The following is a 16,917-nucleotide window of genomic DNA, read 5'->3' on the forward strand; positions in this document are numbered from 1 at the left end:
GACCTTGCGAACAAGGTCCGGCCGTCTGCGTCAGGTTGACGCGGGGCGTTGACCGATCAACCGAGGACTGGGCTCAGTTCAGCCGAGCAGCGTGCTCAGTTCGACGTGCTCCATGCCGTGCGCCTCGGCCACGGGACCGTAAACGACCTGGCCCTCATGGGTGTTGAGGCCGAGCGCGAGCGCGGGGTCGCGGCGCAGCGCCTCCACCCAGCCGCGGTTGGCGAGTTCGACGATGTACGGCAGCGTCGCGTTGGTCAGCGCGTGCGTCGAGGTGTTCGGGACGGCACCCGGCATGTTGGCCACGCAGTAGAAGACCGAGTTGTGGACCTTGAAGGTCGGCTCGGCGTGCGTCGTCGGGTGCGAGTCCTCGAAGCAGCCGCCCTGGTCGATCGCAATGTCGACAAGAACACTTCCGGGCTTCATCCGGGACACCAGCTCGTTGGTGACCAGCTTCGGCGCCTTGGCGCCGGGGATGAGCACGGCACCGATCACGAGGTCGGCGTCGAGGACGGCCTTCTCCAGCTCGAAGGCGTTGGACATGATCGCGCGCACCTTGGTGCCGAAGATCTTGTCGGCCTCGCGCAGCTTGTTGACGTCACGGTCGAGCAGGGTGACGTGGAAGCCGAGCCCGACGGCGATCTGCGTGGCGTTCCAGCCGGAGACACCGCCGCCGATGACGACCGCCTTGCCCGGGTGGGTGCCCGGCACGCCGCCCGGCAGCACACCGCGGCCGCCGGCGGAGGCCATCAGGTGGTACGCGCCGACCTGCGGGGCCAGCCGGCCCGCGACCTCGGACATCGGGGCGAGCAGCGGCAGCGCGCGGTTCGCGGTCTCGACGGTCTCGTAGGCGATGGCCGTGGTGCCGGACTCGAGGAGCGCGTCGGTGCACTCCTTGGAGGCGGCCAGGTGCAGGTAGGTGAAGAGCGTCTGGTCCTTGCGCAGGCGGTGGTACTCCTCCGCGATCGGCTCCTTGACCTTCAGGAGCAGGTCGGCGGTGGCCCAGACCTCGTCGGCGGTCGGCAGGATCGTCGCACCAGCGGCGGTGAACTCCTCGTTCGAGATCGAGGAGCCGACACCGGCGTCGTGCTCGATGAAGACCTGGTGGCCGTGGCGTACGAGCTCATGCACGCCGGCGGGGGTGATCGCCACCCGGAACTCGTTGTTCTTGACCTCGCGGGGGATGCCGACCTTCATCGTCGATCACGGTCCTTGACTCAGGGAAATTCACGGGCATAGACGCACGAACCCGAACGCAGAGAGCGCAACGGGCAGAGGCCGCAGAAGTAGGCGGCGGAGCCAGTCTAATGAAGGATGTCTCGCTGTCTAGCCTTTGAAAGCTTCAATCTGATCTGAATGCACTACGGATTTCGTAGGCCATCGGCTCCAGCCACCCACAACACCGCCCGGTTACCGCGCTCCGTGCAGCTCTTCTCCCAGCATGCGCTCGGCAGCGGCCCTGTGCAGGCCGGCCGCGGCGCTGTCCCCGAGCCGGTCCAGGGTGTCCGCGAGCCGCACCTGAAGGGCGGCCTGAAGCCGTACGTCCTCGGCCTTGCGGGCCCACTCCACCGCCTGCCGGCAGGTGTGCAGCGACTCCTCGGGCCGGCCCGCGTACTCCTGCACCCGGGCCATCTCGCTCAGCGCCCTTGCATACGAAGGCACATCGGCCTCCTTGCGATAGCCGGCCGCGGCCGAGCGCCAGCTGCGCAGCGCCTCGCCGTACTGACCCGCATAGGTGTGCACGGTCCCGAGCCGCCCGTAGAGCCGCGCCACCTCGACGCGCTCGTCGCGCGCGAGCCGCTGGGCGAGGGCGCGTCCGAACCAGTCGGCGGCCCGGTGCCAGTCCCCCAGCTCCTGGTAGGCGCCGCCGATGGATTCCATGGCACGTCCGGTGGCATACGGGTCCGAGGCGCCACGTGCGGTGTCGAGCGCGCTGCGGTAGCGGGCGAGCGCCTCCTGCGTGCGGCCGGTCTGCGCGTCCAGGTCGGCGAGATTGAGCAGTGCGGCCGCCTTCTCGCGCGGCAGCTCGCGCCGCGCGGCCACATCGAGGACCAGTGTGTGGATTCCGTACAGCTCGGGCGCGGCCGCCTGAGTGCCCTGGTGGGCCACCAGCGCGCGGGTCAGCGCGGCCATCAACCGCCGTGCGAGCGTGTCGAGTTCACCGTCGGCGACCGCGAGCCGCGCCGACGCGAGCAGCGCGGGCTGGCGCAGCCGCAGCCACTGCGCGGCGGCGGCGGGGTTCGGAAACCGCAGCGCACGCGGCAGTCCGGCGAGCTTCTTGCGGGCCGGCGACCCGTCGGGCTCGGTGACGGCCCGGCAGGACTGCAGCAGCCGTACGGTCCGCTCCAGCATCCGCGCCCGGGCCAGCTGCAGTTCGGCGGGCCGGTCCTGGACTTCGGTGAGCGCCTTGAGCAGCGGGTGCAGGGCACCCGGCACCTCGTACTGCTCACGCCGGGCACCGACGGGCCGCACCAGACCGAGCGCGGTGAAGTCCTCGAGAGTGGTCCGCGCGGCGGAGACCGAGCAGCCGGCGAGCGCCGAGGCGGTGTGCGGGTCGGCGAGCCCGGCGGGCGCCAGGGAGAGCAGTCGCAGTATCCGGGCGGCCGGGGAGGGCAGCGACTCGTAGACGAAGCGGAAGACGCGCGCGAGCGGGTCCGCGGCGGCCGTCTCGTCGTCGGGCACATGCCGCAGCGCCTTCGAGAGCTCCGCGACGGAGGCCTTGGGCCGGGCGGCGAGCCAGCCGCCGGCGAGTACGAGAGCCGCGGGCTGATGGGCGCAGAGCTCGGCGAGCGACTCGGCGGCCCGCGGGTCGACGGTGATCCGCACCGAACCGGTGTAGCCGCTCAGGAGCTCGAGGGCGGACTTGGTGTCGAGCCCGCCGAGTGTGCAGGGGCGCACATCCGGAATCCCGGTGAGCGGCCCTTCCGCGGTCGCGACGACCAGGCACTCGGGCGAGTCCGGCAGCAGCGGTTCGACCTGTTCGGCGTCGGCCGCACCGTCCAGGACGATCAGCACTCTGCGTACGGAAAGGGCGGTCCGCAGCGACTCGGCGAGCTCGTCCTCGGCCGCGCCGGGCGGAGCCGGGAAGTCGAGCGCGGCCAGCAGGTCACGCGCCGTGCGCTCGGTGGGGACCCGGGTGCCGTCGGGTTCGGTGAGCTTGGCGCGCAGCACGCCGTCCGGATAGCGGCCGGCGAGCTGCCCCGTGAGTTCCTCGGCGAGCGCGGTGCGGCCCGAGCCGGGACGGCCCGCGATCAGCAGGACGCGCGCGCGGGGCGGCTTCTTGCCGGCCGCGAGAGTGTCGAGCCCCGTGCGCTCGATGTCGGCGCGCAGCTCCTTCAACTCCCGCTGCCGGCCGACGAACTCCGCTGGTGCACTGCGGCCGCGCTCGAGGTCGCCCTCCGCCGCCGTGTGGGTGTCCACCGCCTGATCCGTCACGGGTCATGCTCCCGTCCAGCCGCGCCGCCACGGCCGCGGCTGCGGCCGGGGAAGATGACGGGACGCCGAGGTCGTTTCCGGCGTATTCCGTCGACCCGAGCGTAGTTCACGCATCGTGACGAAAGCCGGGGAGCGCGGCGGGTAGATCCCTCGATCGGATCAGCAGATGGTCACACCGCAAGCGACCTCAGGAAGCCGGCGCCTCAGGAGGCGAAGGGGCGGGCCGGCCAGGGGGCCTCGGCGGGCCGCAGGGAGTCCAGGCCGTCGCCGCCCTGTGCGGCGACGAGCGACAGCACGCCCACGACCAGGCAGGTGTTGTGCAGCTCGCCGGCGAGTACGCCGCGTACCAGCTCCTCCAGAGGCACCCGCTTGATCTCCATGTCCGCCTCTTCCTCGGACACTTCGAAGCGCCGGCCCTCGGCCTCGGAGAGATCGCGTGCGAGGAACACGCGTACGGCTTCGTCGCTGCCGCCGGGCGTCGTGTACACGTCGGTGAGCACCCGCCAGTCCTCGGCCTTGACGTGCGCCTCCTCGTACAGCTCGCGCTGTGCGGCGTGCAGCGGGTTCTCGCCGGGGACGTCGAGGAGTCCGGCCGGGATCTCCCAGAGCTTGTGGCGCACGGGGTGGCGGTACTGGCGGATCACCAGGACGCGCCCCAGGTCGTCGAGGGCGAGCACGGCCACGGAGCCGGGGTGCACCTGGTAGTCACGGCGTGCGACCGTCCCGTCGGGCATGACCACGTCGTCGGTGCGGACGCTGGTCTTGTTGCCGGTGAAGGGCGTCGTGGTGGCCGTGATCTGCCATTCCTCGGCGGTGTCCTTGATCGACATGTCGTACGTCCTCCCACGAGCCCACATGCAGAAACCGGGGTACGCGCCCCGAAAGGCCCGTACCCCGGCAACCGTATCGCCTGGAGATTTACCTACCGGTCTTGCGCTCCACAGCGGCCTTCACCAGGCCCGCGAACAGCGGGTGCGGACGCGTCGGACGCGAGCGCAGCTCGGGGTGCGCCTGGGTCGCGACCAGGTAGGGGTGGATCTCGCGCGGGTACTCGACGTACTCGACGAGCTTGTTGTCCGGGGAGGTGCCGGAGAACTGGATGCCGGCCTTCTTCTCGAGGTCCGCGCGGTAGGCGTTGTTGACCTCGTAGCGGTGGCGGTGGCGCTCCTCGACGTACTCCTTGCCGTCGTACACCTCGCGCACGATCGAGCCCTCGGCGAGCTTCGCCGGGTACATGCCCAGGCGCATGGTGCCGCCCATGTCGCCCTCGCCGGCGACGATGTCGAGCTGCTCGGCCATCGTGGAGATGACCGGGTGGGCGGTGGAGGAGTCGAACTCGGTGGAGTTGGCGTCCGGGATGTCGGCCAGGTTGCGCGCGGCCTCGATCACGATGCACTGCAGGCCGAGGCAGAGGCCGAGCAGCGGGATCTTGTTCTCACGGGCGTACGTGATGGCGCCGACCTTGCCGTTCACACCACGGTCGCCGAAGCCGCCCGGGATGCAGATCGCGTCGACGTCGCCGAGCTGCTTGGCCGCGCCCGCCGGGGTCTTGCAGTCGTCCGATGTGACCCACTTGATCTTCACGCGGGCCTTGTTGGCGAAGCCGCCCGCGCGCAGCGCCTCGGTGACCGAGAGGTAGGCGTCGGGCAGGTCGATGTACTTGCCGACCAGGGCGATGGTGATCTCGTGGTTCGGGTTGTGCACCCGGTCCAGGAGGTCGTCCCACTGGGTCCAGTTCACATCGCGGAACGGCAGGTCCAGCTTGCGGACGACGTACGCGTCCAGGCCCTCGGTGTGCAGCACCTTCGGGATGTCGTAGATCGACTTGGCGTCGATGGCGGCGACCACCGCGGCCTCGTCGACGTCGCACATCAGCGAGATCTTGCGCTTGATCGACATCGGGACGTCACGGTCGGCGCGCAGGACGATCGCGTCCGGCTGGATACCGATGTTGCGCAGCGCGGCGACGCTGTGCTGGGTCGGCTTGGTCTTCAGCTCGCCGGAGGGGCCGATGTAGGGCAGCAGCGAGATGTGCACGACGAAGACGTTGTCGCGGCCGACCTCGTGGCGGACCTGACGGACGGTCTCCAGGAACGGCAGCGACTCGATGTCGCCGACCGTGCCGCCGACCTCCGTGATGACCACGTCGACATCGTCGGTGGCCATGCGGCGGATGCGGTGCTTGATCTCGTTGGTGATGTGCGGGATGACCTGCACGGTGTCACCGAGGTACTCGCCGCGGCGCTCCTTGGCGATGACCGTCGAGTAGACCTGGCCGGTGGTGACGTTGGCCGAGCCGTCGAGGTCGACGTCGAGGAAGCGCTCGTAGTGGCCGATGTCCAGGTCGGTCTCGGCGCCGTCGTTGGTGACGAACACCTCGCCGTGCTGGAACGGGTTCATCGTGCCGGGGTCGACGTTGAGGTAAGGGTCGAGCTTCTGCATCGTGACCCGAAGGCCGCGGGCCTTCAGCAGCGCACCCAGGCTCGAGGCCGTCAGGCCCTTGCCGAGGGAGGAGGCGACACCCCCGGTGACGAAGATGTGCTTGGTCGTCGTGGCTTTGGGCGGCATGGCCAAGAGGGGGCTCCCGTGGTCGCGAGGTGGTGTGCGTGCCGGCTTTCCCTGGTCTCTCCTGATGGAAGGAGGGGAGGCGCCGTCGCTGCGGTCGGGGGTTTTTTGCCCACCGGTCCACGGGCTACCAGGGTATCAGCGACGCGGGGGGCCTGCTTCCGGCCACCCGTGAGCCACACCGGATAGGCACATTCCGTGGCCGTGGGTTGACGCCGCGTACCCGGCAATGCGGACGTCACAAAGTCATCACTCGTTCAGCCGAACCGCTTTGCCCGCGGCCCCGTCCAGATCATTAGGGTGCGCGTATCCTGCTCGGAATACGCTGCGAGCCGGCCGGCACAAGGCACCACCCCGCCGCCCCGGACCCAAGTGCTCGTCAACGACCCTTGACTGCAACGCAAGCGCCCCGAGGGGGCGGAAGTGGCCGTTCGACTGGAGATTGCACGTGGCCGGGCGCATCGAGGATTACGCACTCATCGGGGACATGCAGACCGCGGCGCTGGTCTGCCGAGACGGCTCGCTTGACTGGCTGTGTCTGCCCCGTTTCGACTCGCACGCGGTCTTCGCGGGCCTGCTCGGGACCGAGGACCACGGCTTTTGGCGCCTGGGTCCCGCACACGGCTCCGACGACAAACCCCCGCCGGCTGACCGGCGTTGCTACCGTGGCGACTCGCTCATCCTGGAGTCCGAGTGGGACACCCCACGCGGCACGGTCAGGGTGACCGACTTCATGCCGCCGCGTGACGGCGCACCCCAGCTCATCCGGATCGTCGAGGGCGTCAGCGGCCGGGTGCCGATGCGCTCCGCGCTGCGGATGCGTTTCTCGTACGGGCGGATCACGCCCTGGGTGCACAAGGTGGACGGGCGGACGGTGGCGGTCGCCGGGCCCGACTCCGTATGGCTGGACACTCCGGCGGAGACGTACGGGAAGAACCTGACGACGTACTCGGATTTCACCGTCGGACCCGGTGACCGGATCGCGTTCACGATCAGCTGGGAGCCCTCGCACAAGGAGCCCCCGCCGCTGTCGGAGCCCGAGGCCGCGCTCGAGGCGACCAGCGAGTTCTGGCGTGACTGGGTCGAGCACTGTACGTATCACGGGCCTTATCGCGAGGCCGTGATCCGTTCGCTGATCACGCTCAAGGCGCTCACGTACGCGCCGACCGGCGGGATCGTGGCGGCGCCGACCACGTCGCTGCCCGAGGACATCGGCGGCGGCCGTAACTGGGACTACCGCTTCACCTGGCTGCGCGACGCCGCCATCACTCTCTCCTCGCTGCTTCGCACCGGCTATCGCGAGGAGGCCCGCGCCTGGCGCGAGTGGCTGCTGCGCGCGGTGGCGGGCGATCCGGAGAATCTGCAGATCATGTACGGGATCGCGGGTGAACGGGAGCTCGGCGAGAGCGAGTTGGACTGGCTGCCGGGTTACGAGAACTCCCAGCCGGTACGGGTCGGCAACGGCGCCGCGCATCAGCTGCAGCTCGATGTGTACGGCGAGGTCACCGAGGCGCTGCACCTGGCGCACATGACGGGGCTCGCCCGTAACGACTACGCCTCGCTGCTCCAGCTCAAGCTGATCCGCTATCTGGAGACGCACTGGGACCAGCCCGACGAGGGCATCTGGGAAGTGCGCGGGCCGCGGCGGCACTTCGTGCACTCCAAGGTGATGGCCTGGGTGGCCGTCGACCGGACGATCAAGCTGATCGAGTCCGGGGACGCGGACGGTCCGCTGGAGAAGTGGCGCGAGCTGCGCGACGACATCCACCGGGACGTCTGCGAGAAGGGCTACGACCCGGAGCGGAACACGTTCACGCAGTCGTACGGCTCGAAGGAGCTGGACGCTTCCCTGCTGCTCATCCCGCAGGTGGGCTTTCTGCCGCCGGACGACAAGCGCGTGGTCGGCACCATCGAGGCGATCCAGCGCGAACTGTCCACCGAGGACGGCTTCGTGCTTCGCTACCCGACCTCCGGGGACGACGCGGGCGTGGACGGTCTCGAGGGCGACGAAGGCGCGTTCCTCGCCTGCTCGTTCTGGCTCGCCGACGATCTCGCGATGATCGGCCGGGTCGACGAGGCGCGTGAACTCTTCGAGAAGCTGCTCTCGCTCCGCAACGACCTGGGGCTGCTCGCCGAGGAGTGGGATCCGCGGCTGCAGCGCCAAGTGGGCAACTTCCCGCAGGCGTTCAGCCATGTGCCCCTGATCGACACGGCTCTGCGGCTCACGGCCTCGGGGGCGTACGGGGGTTAGTCCCCTTCTCCGGAGTGCCGGGAACCTTTCGGGCGAGGCGTCCCTCCTGGCCTGCCGACGCGGAATCGACAGCGATCCGCGCGCAGGTGAGAGGGACGCATCGTGGTTTCTACGACGGGATCCACTCCGGAGCACGGCACGGCGGTTTCCGGCCGCCCGCTGCCGTACGACGAGGGCGCCACGCACCACTGGGTGACAGTGCGGGGCGCCCGGCTGCATATCGCGGAGTACGGGAGCGGTTCACCGCTTCTGCTGCTGCACGGTTTTCCGCAGCACTGGTACGGCTGGCGCAAGGTGGCGGCGCTGCTGGCCGGCGAGCACCGGCTGATCGTGCCGGATCTGCGGGGCTTCGGGTGGTCGCAGCAGCCGGAGCGCGGATATGACGCGGACGGCCTGGCCGGGGACATGATCGCGCTGCTCGACGCCCTCGGTCTGGAGCGGGTGGGGCTTGTGGGGCACAGCTGGGGTGCGCATGTCGGTTTCCGGCTGTGCCTGCGGGCGCCGGAGCGGTTCACCGGTTACCTCGCGCTCAACATGACGCATCCGTGGCCCCGGCACCGGGCCGTGGTGCCGAATCTGTGGCGGATGTGGTTCACCGCGTTCATCGAGTACCCGGTGCTCGGGCGTCTCGTGCTGCGGCACTGGCCCGGCTTCACCCGCTTTCTGCTGCGCCGGCAGGTGGGCGATGCGTCGGTCTGGGAGGCGGACGAGCTGCGGGAGTTCGCGGCCGCGGCGAGTGTGAGTGCCCATGCCGGGCAGGCGATGTTCTGGCAGTACGTGCTGCGGGACGTGCCCCGGCTGATGAAGGGCTCCTGGCGGCACCACCGTCTGACCGTGCCCACCGTGCTGCTCGGCGGCGCGCGGGATCCGGTGATCGCGCCGTCGCTGCTGGCCGGCGGGGAGAGCAGGTCGGACGATCTGACGGTGCGCGTCGTGCCCGGGGCGGGGCATCACCTGCCGCAGGAACGCCCGGATGAGGTCGCCGAAGCGGCCAGGAAGCTTTTCGCCAGGGGGTAGTTCAGGGGTAGTTCACTTTTCGCCGGAGGTAATTCAAAGGCGCAGCCGGGCCCGCTGCCCCACGGTGCGCAGGAAGGCCCGCCCGCGCCGCCGTCCGAGCAGGGGTGCGTACACCCGTTGTACGGGGCGGAGGGCGGACGGGCGCGTGGCGCCGAGCACGGCGAAGCGGGTGCCGTCGCCCTCGCGTACGGCGGCCATACCGCCCACGATCAGGCCGGACTGCATCAGGCACCAGCCCGGCGAGAGCCGTACCTCGAAGGCGTCCCGGGTGCCGAGCGGGCCCACCGCGACCGCTTCCTTGCGCTCGCTGTCCCCCGGCGGCACCCGGAACTCCCGCAGCAGCGGCACGAGATGCGGCCGCTCGGCCGAGAGGTCCGGGGCGGCCGCCCCCACCCGCCCCTACGTGCTCGTACGGCAGGGCGATGCGCTCCTCGGCGTACAGGGCGGCGCCGAGCCCCGCGGCCATGACGCGCAGCCGCGCCACCGGATCAGTGCTCATGCCGCTCCCCTTGCCGCGTAGGCTCCGACCAGGACCTGCGGAACAGTGAACGCGCCCGGTGCAACCGGGACTTGACCGTGCCGGGGGCCAGGCCCAGGAGCCTGGCGGCGCTTCGCTCGTCGAGGCCTTCGAGTTCCCGCAGCACCAGCACGGCGCGGTAGTGCACCGGCAGGCGGGACAGGACGTCGCGGACGTCGGCCGACAGTTCCGTGTCGACATCGGCCGACAGGCCCCCCAGGCGGGCCAGTTCGTCGGGCTCCGCGGGCCGTTCGACCGCGGTCCTGCGGGCGACCCGGACGGCTTCTCTGATGGTGACCATGCGGACCCAGCCGTAGAAGGCCTGAGGGTCGCGCAGGCCCCGCAGGCCTTTGAAGACGGCCGTCAGCGCTTCCTGTACGGCGTCCGCGGTGTCGGCCGGGGCGATCGGGCGGCACAGACGGGTCACATACGGCGTGACCCGGGTCAGCAGATCGTCCATCGCGAGGGCGTCGCCCCGCTGTGCCGCACGGACCAGGGGAAGCGCCGTGTCCCACGGCGTGGGCTGCGCGTCCGCCGCGTCGCGTGCGTCAGCCACCCGGACCCCCTGTTTCCGTCCGGCACAACGTAGTTGGCCGGGGGCCCGGGCGGCAACGTGGTCCAGAGGGCTACAGCGTTGCGATCACCTCCCTGGCGGCGCGCTCGCCCTCGGTCGCGCCGCCCTCCATGAAGCCCTGGAAGTCGTACGCGCAGTGCTCCCCCGCGATGTGGACGTTGCCCTGCGGGGTGCCCTCGTAGTTCGCGTACCGGCTGACGTAGCCGACCGGCCAGCCCGAATAGGCGCCCTGGGCAAGGGGGTTGCGGTGCCAGGCGGAGAGCTGGGCCCTGCCGGTCCAGGCCGCCTTCGTGCCCGGGAAGATCCGGTCGATGCCCGTCAGCCGGGTCTCGGCGAGTCTGCGTACGTACGCGTCCGACTCGGTGGCGAACGGGCTGCCGGGGGCCAGGGAGGCGGCCAGGCCCCCGCTGTTGAACTGGATCATGATGCCGCCGCTGCCCGGCTGCGTCTTGGTGGTGTCCCAGAGCTGCTGGAGCGCGTCCCCGGTGAAGGTGTCCCCCGCGCAGACGCCGGGCCACGGGCCCGTGCCACGCCAGGGGCGGGAGGTGAACTGCATGTTGAGCTTGGTGCAGGTGCCCATCCGGGCGTCCCGCAGCAGATTCCGCATCCGTGGGTCGAACCCGGCCTGGGACAGGTCGAGTTGCTTGAGGATCGGCAGCGGCACACACAGGATCGTGTGGTCCGCCGTCACGGTCCGGGTGCTGCCGCCCTCGTCGAAGGTGAGCGACTGGGTGCCGTCGCCGTTGGCCCGTACGGCCTTGAGGGACCAGCCGTGGCGCAGGGTGTCCGCCGGCAGGTGGTCCGCGATCGCCTGCGGGAGCTGGTCGTTGCCGCCGATCACGTGGTAGCGCTCGTCGGAGGGCCCCCAGACGTTGAAGTTGCCGGGATTGGGCTGGTAGCCCATGAGCAGGACGAGGGCGAGCGAGGACTGCTCGGTCGTGTCCAGGCCGTATTCGATGGAGTACGCCACGTCGAAGAACTGCCCGAGCCTGGAGGCGAAGCCGCCGGGGACACGGGAGTCGATCCACTCGCGCACGCTCATGCGGTCGAGCAAGGTGCCGTGCTCGGTGGTCTGGTTCCACATCACCTCCCCGGCCTTCTGGAGGTCGCTGCGCAGCGCCTGGTAGACGCCCTTGAAGTCCTCGTCGGCCTGGGCGCGCGGGTAGTACGTGCCGTCGAACCAGAGGATCTCCTCGGCGCCGTTCGGCCCGGCAGCGGCGAAGTCCTCGACGCCGAGCCCGAAGCGGCGGCACAGCTCGAGCATCTTCTTGTGACCGGTGTCGATCAGCTCGCCGCCGATCTCCGAGGTCTGGCCGTACGCCCAGTGGTCGCGCTGACTCCAGATGCGGCCGCCCACCCGGCCCGGATCGGCCTCGTACAGCGTGCAGTTCAGACCGGCGTCCTTGAGAGTGAGGGCCGCTGTCAGGCCCGCGATGCCGGCTCCGACGACGGCGATCCGGGAATCGGCGCCAGGCCGGACGGGCTTCGGTACGGCGGCGGTTGCCGGCGTACCGGATACGGCGAGGCCCGCGCCCCCTGCCGCGAGGCCGGCCGCGGCGGCCCGCTTCAGGAGCGTGCGGCGGCTGCCGCCCTGCTGTACGGCGGCTTCGGCGCGCAGGCCGCGCAGCTCGGCGACGGGAAGACCCAGCCGCTCCGCGTCGCGGTGCTCGGCGGCGAGGCGCTTGAGGAGGTGCATCGGGTTGGTGCGTGCCATGAGCGGCTCTCCCTCGCGGTGGGGCGGGCGGGTCAGCTGTGGTCGGCGGTGCTCATCGACGGCGACGGGCCCGGTACGGCACCGTGCGCGTCGTCGCGCTCCTGCGCGTCCTCGAGGACGACGCGGCCGATGATCTCGTAGCGGGCGGGGCGCTTGGCCTTCAGATAGAAGCCGAGGGCCAGGCCGCCGAAGAAGACCAGACCCACGACCCAGGGAATGGCCTTGAAGAAGACCGAGTCGGCGGCGAGGCCCGCGGCCGTCTCCATGTTGATCACCAGGAGGACCACGACCGCGATCATGCCGATTCCGCCGAGCAGGGGTGCGGTGAAGGTCTTGAACCAGTGCCGGTCCTCGGGGTGGTTCTTCCGGAAGTAGCCGATGACCGCGAACGAGCACAGGGTCTGCACGATCAGGATCGCCATGGTGCCGAGGATCGCGAGCAGGGTGTACAGGTGGATGTACGGGTCCTGACCGGTGAGCCAGAAGGCACCCACCAGGACGACCGCGATGGCCGACTGGACGTACGAGGCGATGTGGGGCGAGCCGTGCTTGGCGTGCGTGCGGCCGAGTGCCGGGTGCAGGAAGCCCTCGCGGCCGATCGCGTAGAGGTAGCGCGAGGCGCACTGGTGGAAGGCCATGCCGCAGGCGAACGAGCCGGTGATCAGGAGCCATTGGAAGGTGTCGACGGCCCAGCCGCCGATGAAGGAGTTCGCCGGGGCGAAGAACAGGTCGAGCGGGTTCGCGGAGGAGGAGATCTTCACCGAGCCGGACAGACCGTTGCCCGCGATCGTCATCCACGAGACGTAGATGTAGAAGAGGCCGACGCCGATCACGGAGATCAGGGTGGCGCGCGGGATGACCTTCTTCGGGTTGCGGGACTCCTCGCCGTACATGGCGGTCGATTCGAAGCCGACCCAGGACCAGAAGGCGAAGAAGAGACCGAGCCCTGCCGACGCTCCGGTGAAGGCGTTCTTCGGGTTGACCGGCTCGACCGGGATGCCGTCGGGGCCGCCGCCGTTGAGCAGCACCGCCGTGGCCACGGCGAACAGGACCGCGATCTCGGCGAGCAGCATCACGCCGAGCGCCTTCGCGGTCAGATTGATGTCGAAGTGCGCGAGGATCCCGGTGACCGCGAGCATCGCGGCCGCGTAGAGGATCCAGGGCAGATCCCAGCCGAGCTGGTCGAGCACGGTCGTCTTCGTGAAGTACGCGAAGACGCCGACGATCGAGGCCTCGAAGACCACGTACGCGAGGACGGCGAGCATGCCGGACGCCATGCCCGCGATCCGGCCGAGGCCGTGCGAGATATAGCCGTAGAAGGCGCCGGCGGCGGTGATCCGCTTGGCCATGGCGACATAGCCGACCGAGAACACCGTGAGGACGAGCGTGGCGAAGAGATAGCCGGCGGGTGCGCCGGTGCCGTTGCCGAAGCCGACGGCGATGGGCAGGTTTCCGGTCATCGCGGTGATCGGTGCGGCGGTGGCGACGGCCATGAAGACGACGCCGATGAGGCCGACGGAGTTCGCCTTGAGGCGGTGGACCTCGCGCTGCGGTGCGCCGGTACCTGCGGAGGGAGATGCGCCGGTACCCGCTGAGGAATCTGTCATGACCGCGCAGCTTGGCCCGGAGTGACGCAGGCCACAACAGACATCAAGTCATGCAATCGGCCTGTGGGGGCGACGAGTTGTCGCCTCGGGGGGCGCTGAGGCCGCCGCTGTGACCGGCCGGTGATGTTCCGGAAACGCGGCCGCAGGTAGCGTCCGGAATATGAACATCCAGGGGGTCCCCAACGGCGGCGGGATCACGGTCCAGCGGGCGCTCGAACTGCCCGGGCTGCGCAGCGGGCTGCCCGAGGTCGTCGTCGGCGCGGAGCGGCTGCAGCGCACGGTGCGCTGGGTGCACGCGGGCGAGGTGCCCAATATCGCCTCGCTGCTCAAGGGCGGCGAACTGCTCCTGACCACCGGGCTCGGCCTCGGCACACGCCCGGCCGAACAGCGCGCCTTCGTACGCAAGCTGGCCGAGCGGCAGATCGCGGCCCTGGTGGTGGAACTGGGCCCGCGGTTCGCCCGGTTGCCCGCGGCGATCGTGGAGACCGCGCGCTCGGCGGGACTCCCCCTCGTACAGCTGCATCGCGAGGTGCCGTTCGTGACGGTCACCGAAGAGGTGCACACGGAGATCGTCAACGGGCACTACGCACTGCTCCAGCAGGCCGAGGAGGTGCACCGGCGCTGTACGCAGGCGCTGCTCGGCGGGGGCGGTGTGCCGCAGGTCCTGTCGATCCTGGCGGAGTTCACGGCCAACCCGGTGTTCCTGGAGACGGCCGACGGGCAGCTTCTGTACGCGGCCGGGCCGGGCGCCGCCGGGGTGGATCCGCTGCAGGTCTGGGAGGGGCTCCGGGGGCGGTCGCGGGAGTCGGAGCCGCCGGCGAACGCGGTGCTCGTGGACGTGCCCGGGTCCGGCGGGGCTTCCGGAGGGAGTGCTTCCGGTGCCGTACGGGCCCGTATCGCGCTCCTCGCGGTGAGCGCGCCCCTGCTGCCGGTGCACCGGATCGCGGCCGAGCGGGCGGCCGGGATCCTGGCGGTCGTGCTGATGCAGGCGCGCCAGGAGGAGGAGCTCGCGGCCCGGGGTCGCGGTGACTTCCTGACCGATCTCGCCGAAGGCCGTATCGCGGCCGATGACGCGCCCGGGCAGGCCCGGGTCCTCGGGTTCAAGCCGGGCGAAGGACCGCTGCTTCCGGTGGTGATGCGGCTGCCGGACGACACGGTCACCTTCGCGCCGGGAGGCGGCTGGGCGGTGCTGGCCCGTGCGGTCTCGGAGGAGCTGGCGGCGGTGGGGGTGCCGGTACTGGTGGGCGTGCGTCCGGTGGAGGGCCGGGTTCCGCTGCTGCTCGGGCTGCGTTCGGAGTCCGAGCGCACGGCGGTGGCCGACCGGGTGGCCGCAGCGCTGCGGGCCGGCGTCGAGCGTGCGGGGATGCACGCGGCGGGCCGTGCGCCGGTGGTCGTCGTCGGTGTCGCCGGCGGCTGGGTGGCGGCGTCGGCGGGTCTGCGGCACGCGGCCGAAACGGCGACGGCGGCGCAGGGACTGTCCGACCGGCCCTGGTACGACGCGCGTCGGCTCGACACGGAACTGCTGCTCTGGCGGCTGCGCGAGCATCCGGATCTCGCCGCGTTCGTGGAGCGGGCGATCGGGCCGTTGCAGGAGCACGACGCCCGCTCGAAGGCGCCGCTGCTGCCGACGCTCGAGACGTATCTGACGCATGCGGGGCGCAAGGCGGAGACGGCGCGCGAGCTGCATCTGAACCGGCAGACGCTGTACAACCGGCTGGCCCGGATCGCCGAGTTGCTGGGGACGGATCTGGATGATCCCCAGACAGTTCTCGCGCTCAGTCTGGCGCTGCGGGCGCGGAGGCTGGTGAAGCACGGCCCGTCAGGTGTCTGAGGAGGCTGTCGCGGGCGCTGGTGAAACACAGCCGGCCGGCGTCTGAGGAAGCCATCGCAGGCACAGGGCTGGTGAAGCACGGCCCGCCGGCGTGTAAGGCCTGCGTGGGCGCCCACCGCGGCACCGTGTGAGCGGCTCACCGCCCCAAGGGCTGGGTCAACTCGTCGTACACGCTGAGGATCTGCGCCACCGTCTCGTCCTCCGTCGGCCACCTCGCCGCCTGCGCGAGCCCTTCCGCCCGCAGCCACGCCCGGCGGCCGGGCTGTGCGAGCAGTCCTTCGACCGCGGTGGCCAGCGCCCGTGCGTCGCCGTACGGGACGAGTTCGGCGGCATCGCCCACCAGTTCCGGCACTCCCCCGACGGCCGTCGCGACCAGCGGTACGCCCGCGTGCAGGGCCTCGTGGGCGAGCACGGAACGCGACTCCCAGCGGCTGGGCAGCAGGGCCACATCGGCGGCGGTGAGCAGTTCGGGTACGTCCTCACGGCGGCCGACCAGCCGTACGGGAAGCCCTTCCGTGTCGATCCGCCGCTGCAGCGCGCCGCGTTCGGGCCCTTCGCCCGCCACGACGAGCAGCGGCACCGGATCGAGACGCAGCCAGCTCCGGGAAGCGTCGAGCAGGGTCCCGTACCCCCGGTGCGGCTCCAGGGAGCCCACCGCGAGCAGCAACGGGCGGTCCACAGCGCCCAGTTCGGCCCGCGCCTGGTGCTTGAGCCGGTCCGGATCGTCATGCCCGGGCGCCGCCGGCCGGCGCGGCGCGGGGAACGCGATCGGCGCGAGCCGCGCGTCGCGCGCGCCCCGGCTGCGCGCCCGGTCGACCAGATCGGACGAGGTGCCGAGCACGACGGCCGACGCCTTGGCCACCCGCCGCTCGACCATCCGCAGCAGATGGGCACGCGCGCCTTCCGCGTAGGCCCGCGTATGCCAGGTCACGACCAAGGGCGTATGCCGGGCGGTGCCGGGCTTGCCGGGCTTTGTGCGCGCGAGCGAGGACCGTACGGCCGCGTGCAGCCCATGGGCGTGGACCAGATCGGCCTCGGCGCAGGCGGCCCGCAGCGCGGCCACCGAGACCGGGTCGGCACGCCGCGGCACGGGCACGAACCGCGCGCCCGCCGCGCTGAATCCGTACCGTTCGTCCAGCTCGGCCGGTGCGCACACCGTGACCCGTACACCGCGGGCGACGAGTCCCCCGGTGAGCGACCTGACGTGCACGGAGCTTCCCGCACTGCCGCCACCGAGCACTTGCACGGTACGCAGCGGGGTCCTGCCCTGCGACGGCTGGCTGCTCAGGTGGCTCACTCGCCTTGTGCTCCTGAATCGGCGTGGACGGTCCGGCAGTTGGGCCGGCGGGATGCGGGCCGGACGGGCACGGGCCGCGAAGTGCTCCGCCAAGGATGCCAGTCCGTACGCA

At 70.9% G+C, this 16,917-nt stretch carries 12 protein-coding genes; 3 read left to right on the plus strand and 9 right to left on the minus strand.

Translation table 11 applies throughout. The features are described 5' to 3' along the window. Positions 1–78 precede the first annotated feature (78 nt). The 4 genes from ald to JAO81_RS30995 form a co-directional block, all read right to left on the minus strand. Positions 79–1,194, minus strand: coding sequence for an alanine dehydrogenase (gene ald / locus JAO81_RS30980; protein WP_199551273.1), 1,116 nt, complete (start codon positions 1,192–1,194; stop codon positions 79–81). A gap of 213 nt (positions 1,195–1,407) precedes the next feature. Continuing rightward, a complete protein-coding gene (locus JAO81_RS30985; protein ID WP_199551274.1) occupies positions 1,408–3,432 on the minus strand; it encodes a tetratricopeptide repeat protein in 2,025 nt (674 codons plus the stop codon). A gap of 203 nt (positions 3,433–3,635) precedes the next feature. Continuing rightward, complete coding sequence (locus tag JAO81_RS30990) at positions 3,636–4,262, minus strand: NUDIX hydrolase (RefSeq protein WP_199551275.1); 627 nt, start codon at positions 4,260–4,262, stop codon at positions 3,636–3,638. Between the two features lie 88 nt (positions 4,263–4,350). Next, complete coding sequence (locus JAO81_RS30995) at positions 4,351–6,000, minus strand: CTP synthase (RefSeq protein ID WP_199551276.1); 1,650 nt, start codon at positions 5,998–6,000, stop codon at positions 4,351–4,353. Between the two features lie 445 nt (positions 6,001–6,445). Here JAO81_RS30995 and JAO81_RS31000 point away from each other — a divergent pair, with 445 nt between their 5' ends. Beyond that, complete coding sequence (locus JAO81_RS31000) at positions 6,446–8,248, plus strand: glycoside hydrolase family 15 protein (protein WP_199551277.1); 1,803 nt, start codon at positions 6,446–6,448, stop codon at positions 8,246–8,248. Between the two features lie 102 nt (positions 8,249–8,350). Beyond that, a complete protein-coding gene (locus JAO81_RS31005) occupies positions 8,351–9,265 on the plus strand; it encodes an alpha/beta fold hydrolase (protein WP_199551278.1) in 915 nt (304 codons plus the stop codon). Between the two features lie 33 nt (positions 9,266–9,298). Here the strand turns inward: JAO81_RS31005 and JAO81_RS31010 are convergent, their stop codons facing one another. The 4 genes from JAO81_RS31010 to JAO81_RS31025 all read right to left on the minus strand — a co-directional run bounded on the left by JAO81_RS31010 (position 9,299) and on the right by JAO81_RS31025 (position 13,677). Then, complete coding sequence (locus JAO81_RS31010) at positions 9,299–9,658, minus strand: hypothetical protein (protein WP_199551279.1); 360 nt, start codon at positions 9,656–9,658, stop codon at positions 9,299–9,301. Between the two features lie 95 nt (positions 9,659–9,753). After that, the gene (locus JAO81_RS31015) at positions 9,754–10,338 is read right to left on the minus strand and encodes a sigma-70 family RNA polymerase sigma factor (RefSeq protein WP_307813893.1); all 585 of its coding nucleotides are present in this window, start codon (positions 10,336–10,338) and stop codon (positions 9,754–9,756) included. A gap of 70 nt (positions 10,339–10,408) precedes the next feature. Further along, positions 10,409–12,070, minus strand: coding sequence for an NAD(P)/FAD-dependent oxidoreductase (locus JAO81_RS31020; RefSeq protein ID WP_199551280.1), 1,662 nt, complete (start codon positions 12,068–12,070; stop codon positions 10,409–10,411). Positions 12,071–12,102: 32 nt separating this feature from the next. Continuing rightward, positions 12,103–13,677, minus strand: a complete 1,575-nt coding sequence (locus tag JAO81_RS31025; RefSeq protein ID WP_374194374.1) for an APC family permease — start codon at positions 13,675–13,677, stop codon at positions 12,103–12,105. Positions 13,678–13,837: 160 nt separating this feature from the next. On the opposite strand from JAO81_RS31025, the gene JAO81_RS31030 reads away from it, so the two are divergent. Next, positions 13,838–15,508, plus strand: a complete 1,671-nt coding sequence (locus JAO81_RS31030; protein ID WP_199551281.1) for a PucR family transcriptional regulator — start codon at positions 13,838–13,840, stop codon at positions 15,506–15,508. A gap of 136 nt (positions 15,509–15,644) precedes the next feature. Here JAO81_RS31030 and JAO81_RS31035 read toward each other — a convergent pair whose 3' ends face one another. Continuing rightward, a complete protein-coding gene (locus JAO81_RS31035) occupies positions 15,645–16,805 on the minus strand; it encodes a glycosyltransferase family 4 protein (protein WP_199551282.1) in 1,161 nt (386 codons plus the stop codon). Between the last annotated feature and the right edge of the window lie 112 nt (positions 16,806–16,917).

Origin of the sequence: Streptomyces sp. N35, assembly GCF_016464295.1 — a bacterium.
GTDB lineage: Bacteria > Actinomycetota > Actinomycetes > Streptomycetales > Streptomycetaceae > Streptomyces.